At 37.1% G+C, this 22,646-nt stretch carries 21 protein-coding genes; 17 read left to right on the plus strand and 4 right to left on the minus strand.

Translation table 11 applies throughout. The annotated features are described in order from the left end of the window. Window positions 1–33: 33 nt before the first annotated feature. Window positions 34–1,497 (plus strand): zinc ribbon domain-containing protein, encoded by a 1,464-nt coding sequence (locus tag AC4G3K_RS15015; RefSeq protein WP_491133812.1) that lies wholly within the window; start codon window positions 34–36, stop codon window positions 1,495–1,497. Window positions 1,498–1,723: 226 nt separating this feature from the next. On the opposite strand, the gene AC4G3K_RS15020 is transcribed toward AC4G3K_RS15015, so the two are convergent. Next, window positions 1,724–2,110, minus strand: a complete 387-nt coding sequence (locus tag AC4G3K_RS15020) for a hypothetical protein (RefSeq protein WP_491133813.1) — start codon at window positions 2,108–2,110, stop codon at window positions 1,724–1,726. 204 nt (window positions 2,111–2,314) lie between these two features. Here AC4G3K_RS15020 and recQ point away from each other — a divergent pair, with 204 nt between their 5' ends. From recQ to AC4G3K_RS15045, 5 genes are all read left to right on the plus strand, one after another. Next, window positions 2,315–4,459, plus strand: coding sequence for a DNA helicase RecQ (recQ, locus tag AC4G3K_RS15025; protein WP_491133814.1), 2,145 nt, complete (start codon window positions 2,315–2,317; stop codon window positions 4,457–4,459). A gap of 78 nt (window positions 4,460–4,537) precedes the next feature. After that, complete coding sequence (locus AC4G3K_RS15030) at window positions 4,538–5,440, plus strand: DNA-3-methyladenine glycosylase family protein (protein WP_491077836.1); 903 nt, start codon at window positions 4,538–4,540, stop codon at window positions 5,438–5,440. Beyond that, the gene (rlmD, locus tag AC4G3K_RS15035; RefSeq protein ID WP_491077837.1) at window positions 5,412–6,794 is read left to right on the plus strand and encodes a 23S rRNA (uracil(1939)-C(5))-methyltransferase RlmD; all 1,383 of its coding nucleotides are present in this window, start codon (window positions 5,412–5,414) and stop codon (window positions 6,792–6,794) included. The genes AC4G3K_RS15030 and rlmD overlap by 29 nt, the downstream gene beginning before the upstream one ends. A 265-nt stretch (window positions 6,795–7,059) precedes the next feature. After that, window positions 7,060–7,242, plus strand: coding sequence for a hypothetical protein (locus AC4G3K_RS15040; RefSeq protein WP_491133815.1), 183 nt, complete (start codon window positions 7,060–7,062; stop codon window positions 7,240–7,242). 248 nt (window positions 7,243–7,490) lie between these two features. Beyond that, the gene (locus tag AC4G3K_RS15045; protein ID WP_088090641.1) at window positions 7,491–7,640 is read left to right on the plus strand and encodes a hypothetical protein; all 150 of its coding nucleotides are present in this window, start codon (window positions 7,491–7,493) and stop codon (window positions 7,638–7,640) included. Between the two features lie 509 nt (window positions 7,641–8,149). Here AC4G3K_RS15045 and AC4G3K_RS15050 read toward each other — a convergent pair. Then, complete coding sequence (locus AC4G3K_RS15050; protein WP_491133816.1) at window positions 8,150–8,623, minus strand: hypothetical protein; 474 nt, start codon at window positions 8,621–8,623, stop codon at window positions 8,150–8,152. 367 nt (window positions 8,624–8,990) lie between these two features. Here AC4G3K_RS15050 and AC4G3K_RS15055 point away from each other — a divergent pair, with 367 nt between their 5' ends. Continuing rightward, window positions 8,991–9,431: a PH domain-containing protein gene (locus tag AC4G3K_RS15055; protein WP_491077840.1), complete on the plus strand. Its 441-nt coding sequence runs from the start codon at window positions 8,991–8,993 to the stop codon at window positions 9,429–9,431. Window positions 9,432–9,582: 151 nt separating this feature from the next. Here the strand turns inward: AC4G3K_RS15055 and AC4G3K_RS15060 are convergent, their stop codons facing one another. Further along, a complete protein-coding gene (locus AC4G3K_RS15060; protein WP_491133817.1) occupies window positions 9,583–10,515 on the minus strand; it encodes a glycosyltransferase family protein in 933 nt (310 codons plus the stop codon). A gap of 237 nt (window positions 10,516–10,752) precedes the next feature. On the opposite strand from AC4G3K_RS15060, the gene AC4G3K_RS15065 reads away from it, so the two are divergent. The 5 genes from AC4G3K_RS15065 to AC4G3K_RS15085 all read left to right on the plus strand — a co-directional run bounded on the left by AC4G3K_RS15065 (window position 10,753) and on the right by AC4G3K_RS15085 (window position 13,419). Beyond that, window positions 10,753–10,887: a hypothetical protein gene (locus AC4G3K_RS15065; protein ID WP_491077843.1), complete on the plus strand. Its 135-nt coding sequence runs from the start codon at window positions 10,753–10,755 to the stop codon at window positions 10,885–10,887. Further along, the gene (locus AC4G3K_RS15070) at window positions 10,877–11,587 is read left to right on the plus strand and encodes a hypothetical protein (RefSeq protein ID WP_491133818.1); all 711 of its coding nucleotides are present in this window, start codon (window positions 10,877–10,879) and stop codon (window positions 11,585–11,587) included. The genes AC4G3K_RS15065 and AC4G3K_RS15070 overlap by 11 nt, the downstream gene beginning before the upstream one ends. A gap of 30 nt (window positions 11,588–11,617) precedes the next feature. After that, window positions 11,618–12,247, plus strand: a complete 630-nt coding sequence (locus tag AC4G3K_RS15075; RefSeq protein WP_491077845.1) for a hypothetical protein — start codon at window positions 11,618–11,620, stop codon at window positions 12,245–12,247. Window positions 12,248–12,514: 267 nt separating this feature from the next. Continuing rightward, on the plus strand, window positions 12,515–12,895 hold the full coding sequence (locus tag AC4G3K_RS15080) for an HIT family protein (RefSeq protein WP_491133819.1): 381 nt from the start codon (window positions 12,515–12,517) through the stop codon (window positions 12,893–12,895). A gap of 170 nt (window positions 12,896–13,065) precedes the next feature. Further along, a complete protein-coding gene (locus AC4G3K_RS15085; protein ID WP_491133820.1) occupies window positions 13,066–13,419 on the plus strand; it encodes a hypothetical protein in 354 nt (117 codons plus the stop codon). Between the two features lie 879 nt (window positions 13,420–14,298). Here AC4G3K_RS15085 and AC4G3K_RS15090 read toward each other — a convergent pair. After that, a complete protein-coding gene (locus AC4G3K_RS15090) occupies window positions 14,299–15,390 on the minus strand; it encodes a GntR family transcriptional regulator (RefSeq protein WP_491133821.1) in 1,092 nt (363 codons plus the stop codon). Window positions 15,391–15,716: 326 nt separating this feature from the next. Here AC4G3K_RS15090 and AC4G3K_RS15095 point away from each other — a divergent pair, with 326 nt between their 5' ends. The 5 genes from AC4G3K_RS15095 to AC4G3K_RS15115 all read left to right on the plus strand — a co-directional run bounded on the left by AC4G3K_RS15095 (window position 15,717) and on the right by AC4G3K_RS15115 (window position 22,423). Then, on the plus strand, window positions 15,717–17,327 hold the full coding sequence (locus AC4G3K_RS15095) for a xylulokinase (protein ID WP_491133822.1): 1,611 nt from the start codon (window positions 15,717–15,719) through the stop codon (window positions 17,325–17,327). A 22-nt stretch (window positions 17,328–17,349) separates the two neighbouring features. Beyond that, window positions 17,350–18,045 carry an L-ribulose-5-phosphate 4-epimerase gene (locus tag AC4G3K_RS15100; protein WP_491133823.1) on the plus strand — a complete coding sequence of 232 codons (696 nt, stop codon included), beginning with the start codon at window positions 17,350–17,352 and terminating at the stop codon, window positions 18,043–18,045. 33 nt (window positions 18,046–18,078) lie between these two features. After that, the gene (gene araA / locus AC4G3K_RS15105; RefSeq protein WP_491133824.1) at window positions 18,079–19,497 is read left to right on the plus strand and encodes an L-arabinose isomerase; all 1,419 of its coding nucleotides are present in this window, start codon (window positions 18,079–18,081) and stop codon (window positions 19,495–19,497) included. 418 nt (window positions 19,498–19,915) lie between these two features. Continuing rightward, a complete protein-coding gene (locus AC4G3K_RS15110; RefSeq protein ID WP_491133825.1) occupies window positions 19,916–21,310 on the plus strand; it encodes a sugar porter family MFS transporter in 1,395 nt (464 codons plus the stop codon). Window positions 21,311–21,547: 237 nt separating this feature from the next. Further along, complete coding sequence (locus AC4G3K_RS15115; protein ID WP_491133826.1) at window positions 21,548–22,423, plus strand: spermine/spermidine synthase domain-containing protein; 876 nt, start codon at window positions 21,548–21,550, stop codon at window positions 22,421–22,423. Window positions 22,424–22,646 lie beyond the last annotated feature (223 nt).

Here is a 22,646-nt window from a genome sequence, read left to right on the forward strand (position 1 = left end):
ATTCATAGACCAATAATTGATGGAGGAATAAGGATGAAATTCTGTAAGAATTGTGGCAAAGAACTGAGTGGAAATGCCCAATTTTGTAAGGAGTGCGGCACACCAGTTCATCAACAAACGAACATGCAGGTTTCCAATTCTCAAAGTGTTTCTGAAAGAAAACCGATGTCGCCCAAAAAAAAGAAATGGATTATTGCCGGAGTAGTAGCTGCGATACTTTTGATTGGCGCTTATAAAATTGGGGAAAGTCTTTTTTCGAAAGAACGATTAATCAATAATTTTGAAGAAGCATTAATTAATCATGATGAAAAGGCAATGGCAGAACTTTTACATTCAAATGATAAAAAGCTTGATATAAACAAAGAAACCGTTAAGGCATTTATGAAATATTATAAAGAGAATCCAGACGAAATAAAGGTAACCGTAGAGTCTTTAAGAAATCAATCGGAAATGACGGATTTACAGGAGGATGCTGAAAACTTTGACGATCTCTTCAGCTCCACATCTGATGAAATGGTTACTATTCTCCAAGATGGAAAGTTTATCTTTTATGACAAATATCAATTAATGATTGATTCTGCCTATTTAACAGTAGAAACTAATTATAAGGATACAGAATTATATATTAATAACGAAAAAGTGGATCAAGCGAATCAAGCTGATTTTGTAAAAACATATGGGCCGTATGTTCCAGGTATCCATGATGTAAAAGCAAAGTTAAAAACTGATTTTGTTGACTTAGTCGTTGAAGATTCTATAACAACACATGGCGGAGATCAGCCTACAGTTGATTTGTATCTAGAAGGCGAAGATGTGCATATTGATACATCGATTGACTCGGAAGAAGTTGAACTTAAGGGGAAACTCTATATAAATGGTAAAGATGTAGGAATAAATCCATTTCAGAACGAAGAATTTGGACCGGTCTTAACAGACGGAACCATGAAGGCAGCTATTGAGGCTGAACTTCCATGGGGGACCATTAAAACAAAAGAAAAAGAAATTCACAGTACTTATACAGAGATTAATCTAGGGGAAAATGAAGAAACACAAAAACAAATCATGGATACGGTGGTACAGAATACTCGTGAAAGTCTGATTGCCATTACGAGCGGTACTACTTCCAAAATGACAAGGGCCACTGAAGATTTCAAGCAGTCTGTTCAGGAAGAAATTGATGAAGCTAAGGTATTTGAGGAATTATTCAAAGGGAAATACCTGAGTACGACATTCGACCTTAATTCATTTGCGATTTCATACGAAGAGGAAGCTTGGAAGGCCAATGTTGATGCCCTTATCAAGAGTCAGGGTGATTACTATTATAAGGATGAAACTCCTGAATTTGAAGATCAAAATGATACCTATGAGGTTACGCTGATTTATGATGAGAAGGCTAAGAAATGGTTGGTGGACTCAATGGATTACAGGTTCTTCTTTGATGAAGAAAATGTGAAAGAAATAAAAGAAGAATCACCAAAAGAGTACACAACTTCGTGAGTAGACAAATCATATTTGCTGTCTATGATCGAGAATAGAAAAAGTCAGATAGTAAGAGAGTGCAAATCCATTCTCTGTGCTATCTGTCTTATTTTTTATGCGGATAAACAACACACCTAGTTTAACTTGCGATTAATTTGCCTTCCTGAAACAAAAAAGAGATAGTTTTTGCTGTCTCCGTTATTGAATCAACGTCTCCGATGGGCGAATAAGAAAACTCTAACTTCTATTTACACAACAATTCTACCTGCTTATTAAATTCAGCGTTATCTTTATAGTACACATCTTTTAATTTTATTTGCCTAAAGTCACCAATCTCTTGATCTTGATGAAATGCTTTAACTAAACAACCATCATAAATTAAAAGGAAATCTCGTTCTTTTTGATTTTCGTCACGAATAAATTTTATCTCTCCAACCTTTTCTGTCCAGTTGTTAATACTTTCATTGTCAGTTATTTCTTTAAATTTTAAGTTTCTATCTCTGATTATGATTTTATTTATGTCGTTGTTTGAATAGATTGATTTGAAAGATACTCCATCGTCCATTTTTTGACAGGATAGTAGGCTTGCTGCCAATATCAATAGAGAAGCGTACAAGACTAATGTTCTCACTAATTTCACCTCATATTGTTTTAAGCATTACTAGGGAATCAGGTAGCATTAGGAAATCTCAATCATTGCTTGCTGCCATTTTACCATAATATTGGAATTGTTTTTTGAGATTTTGTGACACCGCTGTTCTGCCTTACTAGAATTGGTAGAGGCAGATAAGCTATAATGAAAGGTAGAATGATAAATGAACGGAGGAGGGAATTTATGCTTACAGAAGCAAGCTCTCTTTTAAAAAAGTATTTTGGGTATGATCAATTTCGCGATGGACAAGCCAGAATTATTGAGCAGGTATTACAAGGGATCGATACACTCGGAATTATGCCGACAGGTGGGGGTAAATCGATTTGTTACCAAATCCCGGCGATGATGATACCAGGTGTTACCCTCGTTATTTCTCCATTAATTTCTCTCATGAAGGACCAGGTAGATTCACTGGACCAGGCAGGTATTCCCGCAACCTTTATTAATAGCTCCTTAACCGCGAGTGAAGCGAATGATCGTTTGTATGATATCCATCAGGGTGCTTATAAGCTATTATATCTTGCACCTGAAAGACTTGAATCACAGGGATTTATCGAAGAAATTCGCCAATTGCCGATTGGATTAATTGCCGTCGATGAAGCCCACTGTATATCACAATGGGGACATGATTTCCGCCCGAGTTATTTACGAATCCAATCATTAGCTGAACAATTGGATTCAAACCCGGTTGTCCTGGCTTTAACTGCAACAGCTACTCCGAGGGTACAGGCAGATATACGCCAATCTCTGAATATTGAAGATTCACGTACGGTCATAACCGGATTCGAACGGGAGAATTTAAGCTTCCAGGTCGTAAAGGGGCAGAATAAGCAAAAATATATTGATGCATATGTAAGGGAAAATAAACAAGAATCTGGGATTATTTATTGCGCTACAAGAAAAACAGTGGATCATCTATATGAGCGCCTTCAGCAAAAAGGCATCGCCGTTGGCAGGTATCATGCGGGTCTATCAAGTGCAGAACGTGACATCGAGCAAAGTAGATTTCTGAGCGATGAAATTTCCATCATGATTGCAACCAATGCGTTTGGCATGGGGATTGATAAATCAAATGTACGATATGTGATTCATGCTCAAATGCCTAAAAATATGGAAAGTTATTATCAAGAGGCTGGTCGTGCCGGACGTGATGGCTTGCCGAGTGTATGTATTTTGCTTCATTCTGAGCAGGATGTACAGGTTCAGCGTTTTTTGATCGATCAATCATTTGGGGACGAGAATCATAAAAATCAAGAGCTGCAAAAGCTCTATCAAATGCGTGATTATTGCCATACACAAGGCTGCCTGCAGTCCTATATACTGCACTATTTTGGTGAACAGAAGGCAGAGGATTGCGGACGATGCTCCAATTGCCTGGATGAAAGAAGCACCAAGGATGTAACAAAGGATGCGCAAATGGTTTTATCCTGTATGATCAGGACGGGTGAACGTTTTGGAAAAACGATGATTGCTCAGGTGTTAACAGGCTCATCTAATAAAAAACTGCTTGAACAGAACTTTCAATCCTTATCTACTTACGGGCTGATGAAAAATCAATCGACGAAAGAGGTAGCTGATTTTATCGATTTTCTAACCTCTGAGCAATTGATTGGAATTACAGGCGGGCAATATCCACTTTTATTTGTAACACCTGCCGGTAAGGAAGTATTGCTCGGTAAACGAACGGTAATGAGAAAAGAAGATGTGCGTATTGCAACCATTTCAAAAGATGATCCTTTATTTGAAGTACTGCGTGACCTTCGAAAACAAATTGCAGGTCAAGAAAAAGTGCCGCCATATTTAATTTTCTCCGATCAAGCTTTGCATGATATGTGTATAAAACTGCCACAGACTACGGGTGACTTCCTTGAGGTTAAAGGGGTCGGTGCCCAAAAGGCTGATAAATATGGCGTTCGATTTGTAGAGGTAATCAGTGGATTTTTAAAGGAAAATGAATATGAGGTATCGGTTGCGGCGGCAGATGAAATTAAGCCGGCAGTGAAAAAAGCGAAGGCTGGATCAGCTAATTCACATTTGGATACGTACGAATTATATAAACAAGGTCATACGTTGAAGGACATAGCCAAGGAGAGAGAATTGTCTCCAATTACAGTTGAAGGGCACTTGCTCCGTTGTGTAGAGGAAGGGTTGCCGTTTGATTGGAACTACTTCTTTTCACCTGATGAGGAGACCCAGATTTTACAGGCAATTGAGAAGTCAGATAGTGAATTTTTAAAGCCAATAAAAGAACAGCTTCCCGATGAAATCAGTTATAGTGCCATAAAGGCAGTGTTGCTAAAGCGGAAAATGGATACAGCTCCGATTTGATGGGCCGTTTTCCTATGTACCCATATAGCAGTGAAACCTGTTATAATAACGGGACTAGTCTGTAAAGGAGTGTTAGTGATGTGGAAAGAAACCATCCATGTAGAAGCTCCCTATGATTTTGACCTTGTATTGGAAAGGATCGGTCTTGATCCTTTGTATGAAATAGATTACCATAATCGATTGATTCAAGTGCCTTTACTGATCCATGGCAAACCGAATGTTTATTCTGTTCAAGCCATTGGGACGGTAGATGAACCAGCATTTACGATTTCCGGTAAAGAGGAACAGGCTTTAGCCACGAATCGTTTAATGGAGATTTTTCAGTGGCATCTGCCACTTTCCGATATACATGCCCATTTTGGCGGGACGAAACTAAATGATATTTTCACTCTCCACCGTGGAACCCCGCTTATTTTGGAATTTGATCTATATAGCTGCCTCGTAAAAAGCATTATTCACCAGCAGCTAAATATGGCGTTTGCCCAGAGATTGACGAAGGATTTTGTCAAAACTTATGGATTTCAAAAGGATGGAGTATGGTTTTATCCATCTCCAGCCACAACCGCTGCTCTGACGGTGGATGAGCTAAAAGGATTAAAATTCAGCGGCAGGAAGGCGGAGTATGTGATTGGTCTTTCAGAAAAAGTCGCAAGTGGTGAACTCAGGTTAGAAGAGTTACGTACAAAGACGGATGAAGAAGTTATAGCAGAATTAACTAGTATTCGCGGTATCGGGAGATGGACAGCGGAAAACTTCCTGTTATTTGGCCTTGGCCGTCCGAATTTATTTCCAAAAGCAGATATTGGTATTCAAAATGCCATTAAGTTGCTATATAACTTAGAACGAAAGCCAACAATGGAAGAGATGGAGCAATTCAGTAAGGAGTGGCACCCTTATTTAAGCTACGCCACGCTTTACTTATGGAGAAGCATTGAAAAACGGAGGAATATGGATGAACGAGCAGGCAACATTAGTCCGTGAAGGACAAGAGATTTTACTAACAATTAAACGCCTTGGTATAAACGGTGAGGGAGTCGGCTACTATAAACGCCAAGTTGTATTTGTACCAGGTGCTCTACCAGATGAAATCGTAGAAGTAAAGATTACGAAGGTCCATCCGAAGTATTCGGAAGGTCTTGTGAAAAAGATTAAAAAAGCATCGCCACATCGAGTCGACGCACCATGTCCGGTTTATGACGTATGCGGCGGATGCCAATTGCAGCATTTGGAATACAGCCAACAATTGAAGGAAAAGCGTGATATTGTCATTCAATCATTGGAGCGTCATAGCAAATTCGATGCCAGCAATGTAGATATCCGCCCAACAATTGGCATGGAGAATCCATGGAATTACCGTAATAAGAACCAATTCCAGGTCGGTACCAATGAGAAACAGGAACTGATTGCGGGCCTTTATGCGGCTAACACTCATGATCTGATCAATATCGAAAATTGTATCGTTCAGCATGATGCGACAAACAAAGTTACCCGTACGGTACTAGATATTCTGCAGGAATTTGGATTGCCGGCCTATGATGTGAAGAAGAAAAGCGGGATCGTTAAAACAGTCGTAACCCGTGTTGGTTTCTCTTCGGATCAAGTCCAAGTAGTGATTATCACTATTTCTGAAAAGCTACCTAAGAAGCGCCAAATCATTGAAGAAATCAACAAGCGCTTACCAGAAGTGGTTTCGATTGTTCAAAACGTGAATAAAGAACAGACCCCACTTGTATTCGGTGAAAAGACCATTCACCTTTGGGGAGAGGAAGCAATAGAAGAAGAACTTGGCAATCTATCTTATGAGTTATCCGCACGTACCTTCTTCCAGTTGAATCCGGTTCAGACAGTAAAGCTCTATGATGAAGTGAAAAAAGCTGCCCGCCTTCATGGTCATGAACGAGTGGTAGATGCTTATTGCGGAGTGGGAACCATTGGACTATGGCTTGCAGATTATTGTAAAGAAGTCCGTGGAATGGATGTCATTCCGGAATCGATTGAAGATGCCATCCAAAACGCTAAGAAGCATAACATGGATAACGTCAGTTACGAAGTAGGTAAAGCGGAAGTCCTCATGCCTAAATGGCTGCGCGAAGGCTGGAGGCCGGATGTCGTTGTCGTTGATCCACCGAGAAGCGGCTTGGATCAAAAGCTAATGGATGCCATTCTGCGGACACGTCCAAGAAAAATCGTTTATGTATCCTGTAACCCATCCACACTGGCAAAGGATCTGGACTACCTAAGCAAAAAATACAGACCAAAATACATTCAACCAGTGGACATGTTCCCACAAACTTCCCACGTCGAATGTGTTGTGGAAATTATGCTGAAGGTGTAACCATAAAATAAAGTTTTCCTAGACAAAATAAAGTTTTCCGATTCAGACTCGGTTTTTGGTAAAGTAAACTTTTCCGATTTCCGGGTCTGACTCAATATCAACCCGGGTTCCATCCAATACGAATCCGGGCTTGTTTCTGTTCCCATTCTTCATGATCCAGCAGGAAAAGCTCCTGCTCCTATTCATCTCTAATGCCACTCAAACCCTTGGAGCTCCATATTGATCCGAGAAATTGAAAGTAACTTGTCTAGTAGAAAATTAACGGATGAGTATGAAGAACTATTCGAGGAGTTGGCGAATCTTTCGGGATTTAATTTACGAATATGAGATAGTTCCAGAAGTCATTGAATTTCTGGAGTTTGATGAAACTGGGTATATAGATGAACTAATGTCAGGAAATGGGATTTATATGACAGAAGATGTTTTAAATGATTATATACAAAATTAAACCCAACAAGCATTTGAAATTAAAGATGAACGAGCTAATAATGCAGAGGATAGGTTTATCGCTTTTGATTCCTTCTTAATGCAAGCCACTCAAAGGATGATGGCTAGGATAAATGAATTACGAGGAATAATTAATGAACGAATTGATAATACACGCTGATAATGTAATAAGGTTTACTTCAGTAAGATTAGGTATATTATATTTGTTGAATAGATTCTCTTTAAAGACAAGAAAAGTAGGTGAACAAAGTGGGAAAATATCAATTGGATACCAAAGGTAAGGTAGCTGTGACAAAGTTTCATGAAAAACAGACGCCTGCCAAATTTGATAAAAAGCAGCAACTTGAAAAAATACGTGCGGAGTATTTGAAAAAGAAGCAAAAACAAACAGATAAATAATATGAATGAAAACATAGGAAGAATAAAATTTTGAAGAACCAAAAGTAGGTATACAATCTAAGACGTTGCAAAGACGAATAAAGGAGTTGAAAAACGAAGGTCTACACATGTAGGCCTCCGTTTTTTATGTTTGTTAAGCCTTTTTGTGAACATTATTGCTAATGGAAAAAAATACAGACGGATTTTTGCTGTCACCTTGTTTCGCTAAAGCCCCCGATTGTATGATAAGGTTGACCAAGTTAAGTGCGAGAGTGAATGCCGAATTATTAGGAGAAGAAAAAATGTTAGTAATGGAGAGTTCTAATGGGTAAAGGCATAAGGTTTATCATGCCCTTTAAACGCCTGGCCAAAAGAGAGAATACGCATTCTTTTGTCTCCAATGTGACCATACAATATAGTTTTCCTAATCAGACTCGGTTTTCGGGATTTCCGGGTCTTTTTCAGTATCTACCCGGGTTCGATCCAATACGAATCCGGGCTTTTATTTAATGAGTAGAGAGGAGTTTCATTCAAGAAACACCATTTAATTCTTTTAATAATGTTAATTGGTCAACCATTATTACAAAGGTTTCATCTTCATTTGCATTTTCGTCTTTCTTCAATATATCATTTGTATATTTTTGGTATTCCAATGTGAAAGCCCTTGAGAAATCATCGAAGGAGCATTCTACTATTCTTTGTTTATTTTGATCATAACAGCTAAAACAGTCAATGAACAACAGGTTTTGAGGTTTTTTAAATGTATATTTCATAGCATTTTCAGATGTTTCTAGGTCAACTTGTTTTGTTTTTCCCTTGCTTAGAGTGATTAGATGGTCTCCTAAATCAAGTAACGTACTATTATGAAATGTTGAATTTAATATTTCTCTTTTTTTTCCGTTATCTAAAATATATACGTATAATCTACTATCAAAATAAGTCATCAAGTCAAAAGGGAGACCTTTCATATCTTCATACTCTTCAACTTCAAATAATAGTTTCATTTTTGCAATCCATCCCTCTAATGTTATTTCACCTTTCCTACAGACTTACCAAATATAGGGTAAGCCGTTTTTATTACACCATCTTTGTCTACAATTACTTTCATTTTTTAATCCTATGTTTATTTAGGCTATATGCATTGATAAATCACCTGATTAACTTTTTCCTATATATTTCCCTTTTTCGTGTACCCGGCTCTTTAACAGGGTCATTGATCCATGAAGAATGAATATCCTTTTCTCATGATAACTACTTATGGAAGTAAAGGGACAGATTTGTGGAAGAAGGAAATGGAAATTAAAAATAGAATCTATTTAAAGAAAGTTATTAAACTGTATAAATATACTATAAGAAGGTTGTGTTTACTTAATGATTTTCCGTTCAAAAGTAGATGCTTTTTTCGTGATATTTATTATAATAGCAGCTATAACAATAGGTGCTGTCACACTACTACCGCCGTTCTTTGATAAAGAAGCAACAATATCTACCGTAATCATAATGTTTGCTATCTTTATTATTTCGGTGGGTTTGATAGTATGGGTCTCTTTTTTTATTAAATACGTTTTCTATGAAGATTATCTATTAGTGAAAGGCGGTCCATTCAGAAGTAAAATCCCTTATCAAACCATAACAAAAATTTCTCCAACCAACGATATATTCACTGGCTACCGAATTTTATCATCTAATCAGGGATTTGAATTATTTTACAAGTCAGCAACCCTTGGTAGTGTAAAGATATCACCAAAGGATAAAAAGGAGTTTATCAACGAGTTGAAAAAACGATGTCCGAATGCAGACATTCAAGAATAAACCTTCATTCGATCATCAAAATTTCTCCTTGGTTTAAGCTAATGGAACCAGTAAAGGTGTTATCCCAATAGGCTTGACACACCTGGTCTGCATTCTTACTCGCCTTAGCATTGTGACCAATGACATTGTAAGGTTCCTATACATTGACTACTCAATGCCCCAAAAATGCCTGAATGTAAGAGACAAGTTGCTGGGCTCTTATTTCAGTAGAGTGATGGCTTCTTATAAATTGATAACCGTTGGCTGCTATTTGATTACGCTCTGTTTCATTGTTTAAGTAGTACATAAACTTCTCATAAATATTGTGTTCGTTAATCTCTACAAAGTGTTCACCCGGTTTAAAACCTAATGACGTTAAATCTGAGCATGTGTCTGCCAGAAGTAACGTTCGACAACCCAATGTTTCGAAATATTTTAAAAGTGGATAGTTGAGGGTGGAGCAACAACTAAAAAATATCTTTGATTGATTAATTAATCGGGCATATTCTTCACCTTCTATCCATGAACCTTGGGAGGAATCTTGGTCAGATGGATGAACCATGTAGACGAAGCCAGGGTGACCATTCATTTGTTGTAGTATTTTTTTACGCAAAGAATAGTAAGACTGTTTAACACGACCAATTAATAATGAATCTATATCTTTAATCATATTATAATCTTTAAATATATTTGTGTTTACATGGTGTGGGAGCCATCGCATTTTATCCGCAAATTCAGGATAAAGTCTTAGATAGCTTTCTTTATATAATGGGAATATCAAGCTCATATTGTTTTGCTGTAAGTATTCTCTTCTAATATCTACAAATGCATCTATATCGTGTGGCATATAACCTATAGGAATAGTTACTTTATCCACATCTTCCAGGCTCCAGTCATGATGAAAATTTACGAATTCGTTTATTATAATGAAATCTGGCCTGAAGGGACACATGTCCACTATCTCATCTAACTTTATGTGAGGATCATATTGTGTCGGAGTTAAAAGAACACAATTGGTTAGTTTTTTTAATTCATCCCATAAATAAAAAGAATTTTTATAATAGGAGTGTGTAAAATCATAGTCTAAAACTAATATATTTAACATTAAATTGCCTCCTTACAGGCTATTATGGGGAGGTGATTCTTACGGTTTATGCTCCTATATTGTATTCAAAATAAAACAATTCGTCCTACGCATTTTCTCTATCTTTCAGCAAATAGGATTACTTCCATATTTCCCCGAACGATTTTCCTGAAAAACTGTTAAATAAGAAAATACTAAATCAAAATAGAGAGACATTATGGTATTATTTAGGAAATAAGGTAAGGGGTGAAAAGTGATATGAAAATAGATGTGTTCATGATTCGTAAGTCAGACAGTGAGCTAGATTTAGTCCGGGGAATTTCTTTAAAAGCAAAAATGAATCGATTGCAAAAATACAATTGGATTTCTTCAGGTGAACATTATGACAAATAAAACGAAAGGAAGCCAATACCATCTCCAGATGTATGTTAATAAATATAGTAGAGTATTAGATCAAGATATCTTCTCACACTCTCCTTCTCTAGTAGCTTTTGCAGAAAAACAAAGGATTGACTGGAAATCGCCTCTTGCACATGAAGGTTACACCGAATATCAGGATGATTTTTTAAAGTTCTATTATGGCAATAAAGACACTTTGCAATCATCGATCCTCTTTTTAAGATCAAATTGGCCGAAAAATGGACCTGTCTGGGATGGAATAGGGACAGTAGAAGGTACCGGCCAAAAAGGATTGGTATTGGTGGAAGCCAAGGCCCATCGTCGTGAAACTCACTCCAAGATAAAAGCTACTTCCTTACAAAGTATCTCTAAAATAACTGAAACCCTCACTGTCACACAAAAGAAGTTCGGTTCCACTACATCTATAAATCCTTGGCTGTATGACTATTACCAGTTGGCGAATCGATTAGCTTATTTACAAATCCTAAATCAAGAACTTCAGATTCCAACATGGCTGGTACTTGTACAATTTATCAACGACAGCGACCACATCTCCACCTCTAAAGAGGAGTTTATTGCTCATTATCAACAAGTATTCCAAACATTAGGGATAGACCATGCTGCCTCATTATTATCCAATTTAGTACTCTTGTATCTTCCTGCAATACCAGACATACAGAATTCAGACCAATAAACAATATAAGTGCAAAAGGAGGAAGTGTTTATGAACATACCTACAGCCTATGCACACTATCAAAAGAAAGGAAATTATATTTACCGCACATCGACATACATTCAGTGGGGTAACTCAGAGCAATCACTAGGAGCTTGTCTTTTGTGTAATCCTGGATCTGCAGAATTAGGGCGGGAGTTGGTAACAGAACTGCATATAAAGGGAAAAGCGCAAGGAAAGATACACAGACTTGATGAAACCATGAAACAGTTAGTTCGGGTAGTAGAAGGAATATATGAAGATAGGCAGTCGGTCTCAGGCAGATTATATATCTATAACCTATTTATAATCCAAGATCCTACTCAAGGAAGGGCTATTGATCTATTGGAAAAACTAGTTGAAGAACAGGAATATGATCCAAAGGATTCTTTGGTATCTGTTCAAGAGATAAGGCGGCATCCCTGGATTATCCTTGGTTGGGGAATCGCCAATGAGCGGAGATGGGAGAATTATAGGGCAATCAAACAAGCATGGAAAACCTTGCTTCATGAAGCAACTGTTCCAACCTTTGGAAAGAAGCATCTGAGAAAAGAAGAATACTATCACGTATGTCCCCGTATTCCGACACAGCGACCTGGAGTCGTCCAAGAATTAATCAAGTTACATAAAGAATATTGTTAAATCCAGACGAATATATCTAGATATTGTATGTTACATCTTTTATCTTTGAAATGAAAATGATACTGCAGACCTCGAAAAATACATTTGCTTAATCTATCCTTATTTCGTGAACTTTGCGAATATGAGGTCTTTTTTTATACATCTAAATAGAAGAACGTAAAGGTTGTAATGCCTTTGCGTTTTTGTTTGTTTTATTTTTTTAGAAAGGTGTCGCTATGAAAAGTAAGAAAATGTAAAAATGAAAATAGATTTAAGGAGGGGATTGAAGTGAAAGCATGCCCATTTTGTCATCCGGATATAATAGAACAACAAGAAGTGGTAGTAAAAAATGAACATTGTATGTTTCTGCAAATGCCACAGGAAGTATTAGTCGGCTCAGGATTAATTGTTCCAATAAAACACCGTGAAACATTATTTGACATGACAGAGGAAGAATGGTCCGCTACCTATTCATTACTGCAAGAAGTAAAAGCGCTCCTGGATGATACATATCGACCTGATGGATATAACATTGGGTGGAACTGTGATTCAATTGGGGGTCAACATATCATGCACTCTCATCTACATATTATTCCTCGATTTAGTGATGAACCCTATGCTGGTAAAGGACTTAGACACTGGCTGAAAAGTGTAGAAAATAAAAGGTAAAAGAACGAATATGAACAGTATAATTAGTCCTTGGCTGATTTACTTCCCCATTATTCCGTAGTTTTAATTCTCTTATGTTTAATTCATTAAGACTGATAGTGTTTAGATCATAAATAGCCTGTAATGAAATATATGATGATATAAGGAGTCTTTCTCAGGAGGGAAAAAACATGCAGATATATTTCCAATCCATAAAGAATAATATATTTATTTTTATCATGACATTAATGATATTGTTTCTTGCATTTGGTTTTTGGTGCGGCGTTCCCTTATTCGGTTTAATCATTATCTTTTCAGAAACGAGTCTGCCATTCTCCCTTCAATTTGTTTTAATATCTTTAAGTGTTGGGTTTTGTTTTTCTTTATTTTGTATCCCATTACACTTCTTATATGCTAAAGAATACGCTGCAAACAAACAAGAGCATATACTAACGACTTTTCTTAAAGCTCAAGGCATTCTAATAATCGTTGTATCCGTTTTCTTTGCGATATTTTATTTACTTGCTATTTTTAGTGCTTCTTGAACTGTGTGATAGTTATAGCGGTGCTTGTACTCATTGGCTACTCGATCATCTCTGGTGTGTCCCAATTATTTGGAATTTTTACGATTCTCCTTATTTTAGTTATTACTAATGTACAGTATATGTTATCAATTCGAAAAAAATAAAAACTTCACCTGCTTTTAAATGAGAGGCGGGTTTCTTTTATGTAGGGCAAACATTCATATCCGTTGGTTCGTGTACGGTTTAATAGCGTTTTAAGTAAAGTAGGGTATAGCCTAGTTTTGAAATGGGGGATTTCAATGATAGGTCATTTGGAGTTTTCATATATTGGAGCAATCTGGTTGCTCATGTTGATGATCCCTAATCTTATTTGGATCAAAAGGCAGCCAATAGGATACATTGTTCAAGGTGAAAATAAAATTCTGCTTGCCTTTGAAAGGGTTGGGCAGGTCCTTGTTGTCTGTTTCTCTTTAATGGTTTCAAATATAACAATTGGAAGTGTTCGGCCTTGGAGTATATGGCTATTAGGGTCACTTTTATCTATGATTTTTTACGAAATTTGGTGGATTCGTTACTTTAAAAGTGAAAGGACTATGGAGGACTTCTACAGCAGTTTCTTTGAATCCCTGTAGCAGGAGCCACTTTGCCTGTAATAGCTTTTCTTCTCCTTGGAATTTATGGAAAAGTAATTGGGTTTATCATTTCTGTTATTATTTTTGGTATTGGCCACATTGGAATTCACCTGAAGGATCAGCAGGGATTAAAGAAATAGTAAGGTAATTAAGTTAGTTGAAATGGGAATGAAAACCCAGTTTTTGTTCATCTTCTTTACGAACATGGACTGGGTTTTTATTTTATTTTAAAGTGAATTCTGTGATCCTAAAGAAATTTCACATGTGTTTAGTGCGGTTCTATCTCTTTTACTGTTTCTCCTTCCATCAGCACTGGCTCATAGTAGGTTTCATTTGGTAAATCCTTTTTACCTTGCAATTTCTTAATGACCCAATCAGCTGCATCGCGTCCCATTTGTTCTTGTGGGTGTGTTAATGTTGTTAGGGAAATATTGGCGTTTTTTGCAATATAGGAGTTGTCCTGGCCAATAATCGATAATTTCTCCGGAATAGGAATTTCAAGCTGTTTGCATACATTTACTACTTCTAAACCAACCTCGTCGTTATAACACACAATAGCTGTTAACATATTACTATTTTCATTTAGAAATTTCCTCAGGTTAGTAGATAACTGAGGTTTTGTTTCTGTATTGAATGTAAGTACATGCTCTGGACGAAATGCTAATTTTGCTTCTCCAAGCGCTTTTATATATCCCTTCATTCGATACTTTCCTTGTAGATCATCAGATTTTGATATGAGACCAATTTGTGTATGTCCCTTCGAAATTAATTCTTTTGTGGCAAGATAACTGGACTGTACATCATCAAGACATAGGAAAGCAACACTTAATTCCTCATAATAAGCATTAATCATAATGAATGGAACCTCTTGTTCTTTGAACGAAAGGTAGTAAGAAATATTAGGATTATATAGATTGCTTTTTGTAGGCTCAACAATTAAACCATCCACGCCAAATGACATCATCATTTCCAACGCTTTTTTTTCCTGTTCGACATCATTATTTGTACTGGCTAAGAGTAACGAATAATTCTCTTCATTTAATCTACCTTCAATTCCTCGAATAATAGAGGGGAAAATATAATCAGAAATGTAGGTTGTAATAACTCCGATTGTTTTAGTATTGGATTGACCGCCTGATTTTGCTTGGTATTGATTACTGACATAAGTGCCAGACCCTTTTTCACTTCTTAAAAACCCCTCGTTAGATAATTCTAAAATAGCTTTACGAACTGTTTGGCGGCTCACTTCGTATTTTCCTTGGAGGGAAGCTTCAGTAGGGATTTGGTCACCAACTCTGTAATCTCCCGAAAGAATCTTGCTTTTTATATCATCAATGATGACCTGATATTTTGGTTTCATTTATTGCTCACTTCCTTCATAGGTGCTCTTGCACTAATTGATTCGAAATAGTTGTATGTACATATTTTACTTTGAATTAGTAAGAAATAAAATAAGTAATCTAATTCCCTTTTAAAAGTAACATCTTTATTTATTTCTTTAATAGTATACCCAATAAATGGTTTTGTGGGTCGTTGTTTAAATAATAGTAGAATCAGTAAGATTATATTTGTGTGTACTAATTATATATTAGTTGACATTTGTACGTACAAATTAATATAATCGAGTTAACAAATAGAAAGCGCAATCATTCTGAATATTGGAACCGCTATCAGATGGGGGTTTATATGAAAAAGAACAAAGCAAACATAAAAGAGGCGATTACTAAGGGAGAGACTTCTCTTGGGATTGAGTTTGGTTCTACACGTATCAAAGCAGTGTTAATTGATCATCATTTTGAAACGATTGCATCTGGAAGCTATGAGTGGGAAAACCGCTTGGAAGATGGATTTTGGACATACAGCCTAGTAGATATAATTACTGGACTACAAGCGTCATATCGTGAGATGAAGCAAGAAGTTGAAAGAAATTATGGGATTACGATTCGCACGATTGGTTCTATTGGAATTTCGGCCATGATGCATGGATATATGGCCTTTGATCACACCGGCGAATTGCTTGTTCCGTTTCGTACATGGCGTAACTCAACAACGAGTGCGGCAGCTAAAGAATTGACTGATACATTTAAATTCAATATCCCAGAAAGATGGAGCGTTGCACATCTTTATCAAGCCATTTTAAATGAAGAGAAACATTTGCCGCGTATTGATTATGTTACGACTTTGGCAGGTTATATCCATTGGTTACTGACTGGTAATAAAGCAATCGGCATTGGAGATGCTTCAGGTATGTTTCCAATCGATGAATCAACAAAGAATTACAATGAATCGAATGTGAAGCAATTTGATGAACTAATTTCCACTAAAGGTTGCCATTTGAGCCTGAAGGAGATTCTTCCTAAAGTTTATCTTTCAGGAGAACAAGCTGGTGAATTGACTGTAGTTGGTGCCAAAATTCTTGATCAATCACAGAATTTACAACCAGGTATTCCGCTTTGTCCGCCGGAAGGTGATGCCGGTACAGGAATGGTTGCTACAAATAGTGTGAGAAAGCGTACTGGTAATATTTCAGTAGGAACATCAGTCTTTGCAATGATTGTATTAGAAAAGGAACTCTCAAAAGTGTATCCGGAAATTGATTTAGTAACAACACCTGATGGCAGTCCAGTGGCGATGGTTCATGCTAATAACTGCTCCAGTGATTTAAATGCCTGGCTGAAATTATTCCGTGAGTTTTCTGAAGCAATGGGTCATGAGATTGAAACGGATCAATTATATGAAGTGATGTTGAATAAAGCATTGGAAGCTGAACCAGATGCTGGCGGATTGCTAAGCTATGGCTATTTGTCCGGTGAAAATATTACAGGATTGGAAGAGGGGCGACCGCTATTCGTCCGTCCACCTGATAGTCAGTTTAATTTAGCAAACTTTATGCGAGCTCATCTTTTTACTGCATTTGGCGCTTTAAAAATTGGAATGGACATTATGACTAAAAAAGAAAATGTTGAAATTGATGGGATTTTGGCTCACGGCGGATTATTCAAGACACCTGTTGTAGGTCAAAAAATCGTCGCAGCTGCCATTGATGCACCAGTATCCGTTATGGCAACAGCCGGAGAAGGCGGTGCGTGGGGAATGGCTATTCTGGCTTCTTACATGATGAACAAAAATGATAAAGAATGCCTGGAAGAATTCCTTGACCAAAAAGTCTTTTACGAGGTTGATAGTCAAGAAATATATCCGGATCAATTTGATGTTAAAGGTTTTGAGAAATTTATAGAGCGATATAAAAAAGGTCTCGTAATTGAGCAGGCAGCTGTCGATCATTTGATTTTATGAGTCTAAGTTTGGAGGGTTTCAAGTGTTAGAAAAGTTAAAAGAGGAAGTATTTGAAGCAAATTTAGAATTGCCCGAGCATGGACTCGTCAAATATACATGGGGAAACGTAAGTGCAATTGACCGTGATAGTGACTTATTTGTTATCAAACCGAGTGGTGTTGATTATAAGACGATGAAGCCAAGTGATATGGTGGTTGTTGATTTGGATGGTCAGGTGGTTGAAGGGGAATTGAATCCTTCATCAGATACAGCAACTCATGCAGTACTTTACAAGCATTATTCAGAAATTGGCGGTATTGTGCATACTCACTCAACCTGGGCGACCATATGGGCTCAAGCAGGTTTAGATGTTCCGGCGATGGGAACTACTCATGCCGATACATTCTATGGTTCCATTCCATGTGCAAGGTTTTTAACTCAAGAGGAAGTTGATCGTGGGTACGAAGTGGAAACTGGAAAGGTAATTATCGAAACATTTGATAAACGTGGATTAGATATATTGGCAGTTCCCGGTGTTTTACTTCATGGGCATGGACCATTTACTTGGGGCAAAGATGCAAAATCAGCAGTTATGAACAGTGTGGTATTAGAAGAGGTTGCCAAGATGAATTTGTTTACACGTGAATTGAATCATTTTGCTGAAGAATTGCCACAACGTATTTTAGATAAGCACTATCTACGTAAACATGGGAAAAATGCCTACTATGGGCAAAAATAATACAAACTATCAAACTATGAAAAGAGGATTATTATGCTAAAAGCAAAAGAATTTTGGTTTGTCGTAGGTTCACAGCATCTATATGGGGAAGAGGCACTCGCGGAAGTCAAAGCACACGCACAAACGATGACGGATGCCTTAAATGAAAGCGGTATATTACCTTACCCGCTTGTATTGCAGGATTTAGCTGTAAGTGCAGATAAAATTACAAGCATTATGAAAGAAGTGAACTATCGTGATGAGGTTGCAGGGGTAATTACCTGGATGCATACCTTCTCACCTGCAAAAATGTGGATTCGCGGAACAAAATTATTACAAAAGCCATTGCTTCATTTAGCAACGCAATTTAACGAAAGTATTCCATGGGAAACCATTGATATGGATTTCATGAATCTGAATCAATCCGCTCATGGTGATCGTGAATATGGATTTATCAATGCGCGTTTGAAAAAGCAAAATAAAGTTGTAGTAGGTTACTGGAAACGTGCTGAAGTTCAAAAACAAATGGCAGAGTGGATGGACGTAGCAGTTGCTTATAACGAAAGTTTCAATATTAAAGTTGCTCGCTTCGGTGATAACATGCGTAATGTTGGAGTTACCGAAGGGGATAAAGTTGAGGCTCAAATTCAATTTGGATGGACCGTTGACTACTTTGGTATAGGGGATCTTGTTCAATATGTGAATGACGTTAAGGACGAAGAAGTAGACGATTTACTTGCTGAGTATGCGGAACTATATGAATTTGATTATGGCACTTACAGCAAAGAAGATTGGGAAAAGAGCGTGAAGGTGCAAGCAAGCTATGAAATTGCCATTAAGCGTTTCCTTGATGCTGGTGGTTACAATGCCTTCACAACTAACTTTGAAGACTTATATGGTATGAAACAGCTTCCTGGCCTTGCTGTCCAGCGTTTGATGGCACAAGGATATGGCTTTGCTGGTGAAGGGGATTGGAAGACTGCGGCGCTTGATCGCTTACTTAAAGTGATGAGCCATAACCAATCGACTGGATTTATGGAAGATTACACGTATGAACTAGCGGTTGGGCAAGAAGCTGCTCTTCAATCGCATATGCTTGAAGTAGACCCTACATTAGCTAGTAACAAGCCAAAAATTGTCGTATCTCCATTAGGTATTGGTGATCGTGAGGATCCAGCCCGTTTAGTTTTCGATGGTAAGGCAGGAGACGGTGTTGTTGTTTCAATGGCTGACTTTGGTACACATTACAAGCTTTTAATTAACGAAGTATCTGCATTTGAGCCAACTGTTAAAGCACCTAACCTTCCAGTTGCCCGTGTACTATGGGAAGTGAAGCCGAACTTCCAGGATGGGGTTAAAGCTTGGATTGAGAATGGCGGCGGCCACCATACTGTTGTTTCATTGAATCTGACAACAGATCAAATTATCACTTATGCAAAGCTTGTTGATTTGGACTATGTAGTTATTAGGTAATGGCTGGCTTTATCCACCGAGGGGTCTTATGCTTCCTTGGAGGGTAATGTAGTAATTCAGAAGTAAGAATATGATACTTTTATTTGTAAGCGTGTTCTATGTTTCTATATATGAAAGCGTTTAAGATTACAAATTGAAACGATGTGTTTATGGATTACGAATTTTGATGTAAAAATGGCCAAATCCTTGTCAAAGATAATATCTTCAGTAAGTTAAGTAGGGTGCTTTCTAAAATTTAATAGGATGTACCTCATATCATGTAAGACAAGCTGAGAACGTAAATACTAAATTAAAAATTTTCTGTCACTATAGCAATTTTTCTTCCTATGAAAACGTTTTTATATATGTTGAGGCCAGTAATAGTTTTAGTGGTGGGATTTCTAGCAATATATTTTTGCACCTAGTGGAGGGAACATAAATGGTTAATGAGAAGAAAATCTCAAGTCGCTTTATTTACTTTTTTGGGGCTTTTGCCGGCATACTTTTTGGTTATGATATTGGTGTTATGACAGGGGCATTGCCTTTTTTAGAAAGTGATTGGAGTCTAGAAGGAAAAGCTACAGCCATTGGATGGATTACCTCATCCGTAATGTTTGGAGCTATTTTTGGAGGTGTCGTGGCTGGTCAGCTGTCTGACCGTTTAGGACGACGGAAAATGATTTTAATATCTGCTGTCATTTTTGTTGTAGGTTCCATATTGTCAGGAATTGCCCCTCATGATGGAATACTATTTTTGATTGTTTCTCGGATGTTTTTAGGATTGGCTGTAGGTGCTGCTTCTGCGTTAGTTCCAGCCTATATGTCGGAAATGGCGCCTGCACGATTGCGCGGTCGTCTGTCAGGAATAAATCAAACAATGATTGTTTCTGGAATGTTGCTTTCCTACATTGTTGATTATTTTTTGAAAGACCTACCAGAAACGATGGCTTGGCGAATGATGCTTGGTTTGGCAGCAGTACCTGCTATCATCTTATTTTTTGGAATGTTAAAGCTACCTGAATCACCAAGATTTTTAATCAAGAATAATAAACTTGATGAAGCTCGTAAGGTATTGGGCTATATTCGCTCAAGTAAAAAAGAAATTGATGCTGAAATAAAACAAATTCAAGAAGTTTCAAGAGAGGAAAACAAAGCATATCTAAAAACGTCTTGGGGAACTCTCTTAAGTGGTAAGTACCGGTATTTGGTATTTGCAGGTGTCGGTGTGGCTGCTTTTCAACAATTTCAGGGTGCAAATGCCATCTTCTATTACATTCCGTTGATTGTACAAAATGCAACAGGGCATGCAGCCAGTTCCGCGTTGATGTGGCCAATCATTCAGGGGGTTATCCTCGTAATAGGTTCATTGGTCTTCCTGTTGATTGCTGATAAATTTAAGCGACGTACTTTATTAACTGTGGGCGGAACAATAATGGGACTCTCCTTTATTTTACCGGCAATCCTGAATATAGTTATTCCTAATGCTGATCCGATGATGATGGTTGTTTTTTTAAGCATCTATGTAGCACTTTATTCATTCACTTGGGCTCCTTTAACTTGGGTTATAGTTGGTGAGATCTTCCCGATGGCTATTCGCGGGCGTGCATCAGGTTTAGCTTCATCATTTAATTGGATCGGTTCTTTCCTGGTTGGATTGCTATTTCCAATCATGACTGCTTCGATGCCTCAAGAAGCTGTTTTTGCCATCTTCGGTGGTATTTGTTTACTGGGAGTACTATTTATCCGGACATGCGTTCCTGAAACTCGCGGTCGCAGTTTAGAGGATATTGAGAAAATTGGAGAAAGTAAACAACCTAAGGTGAAAAGTGCTTAAATAGTCACTGTACCTACTACTTATTGAAGTGCGGAAAAGCAACAAATTAAACCAATAGATAAGCTTCTGATTTGTACTGAATCAGAAGCTTTTTTATTCGTACATACATCTAAATTCCCTGTATTATCAAAAGCTTATTTTTCGGTAATATTGTAGAGTGGGAATTCCATCTTCATTGCCCTCATCCCTTTTTTTAGCTATTATTTTACTTATAACTCGACGAATATAGGTGAAGACATGAAGCTGAAAGACGGAATAGAAGAAGATAATAATAAAGTTTTTGCTTTGCTGAGCAATTATTTAAATAAAGCGCCTGACTTTATTGATAAAGAAGAGATTAATGAGATTGTTCAATATGGCGTATCTTATGAACATGCGTTTGCAGTCATATTAGCTGCAGCTTTTGGACTGGATATTGTTGATAAGACAGAAGACAAAAACTTATTTAACAACTATTTTAGCAAAATGTTTTTTAAGCTTAATGAAAAGGAATATTATGATAATCCTTATTATAAGAACATCAAGGTTCCCACGATCAAAATAGGTAATAGCGAATTGAAATATGAAATTTATAAACCATTTGAGGGGTTTGTATGTAATGATATTGTCCAAACAAAAGAGGGAAGACAAATACCGCAAATTGGTTTTTTTGAGACGGAATTTACCTATCCTGCGATTTTAGAAAATGAAAGAATATGGATGACGGTTACACCGAACGAAATTGAAACAATGAAAGAAGCGGTTGATCAGGCATTTGGGAACGTGCTTACTTTTGGATTGGGTCTTGGCTATTATCCCTATATGGTTTCTGAAAAAGAGAATGTGGAAAGTATCACTGTAGTGGAAAAGAATGAAGAGGTTATTGACCTGTTTCGAACCTATATTTTGCCACAGTTTAAAAACAGCAAAAAGATCAAGATCATTAAAGCGGATGCTTTTGAATATGCACAAGGATCGATGGCAAAGGGTCAATTTGATTTTGTATTTACAGATTTATGGCACGATGTTTCAGATGGAATCGATATGTATTTAAGTATGAAGTTGTTTGAAAAAAGATGCCCAAATACGGTATTTATGTATTGGATTGAAAAATCTATTAAATGTTATTTGTAAAAGTAAGATAGGAAATCCTCATTCAGCTTATTTGAAGGAGGATTTTCCTATTTAATGATGTGGCTGTCTCTTGGGATGAATATATACATGCTTTATTCCTATTAACTTGGGGAATGTCCGTTTGAGTAAGAATTTGTTAGAAAAATATAATTTGTTTATTTTAGCATTCAGCTTATAAAGATGTTACGTTTGAAGTATAGAGTTGGCAGGACGACAAATAACC

Source organism: Bacillus sp. z26 (genome assembly GCF_058313635.1).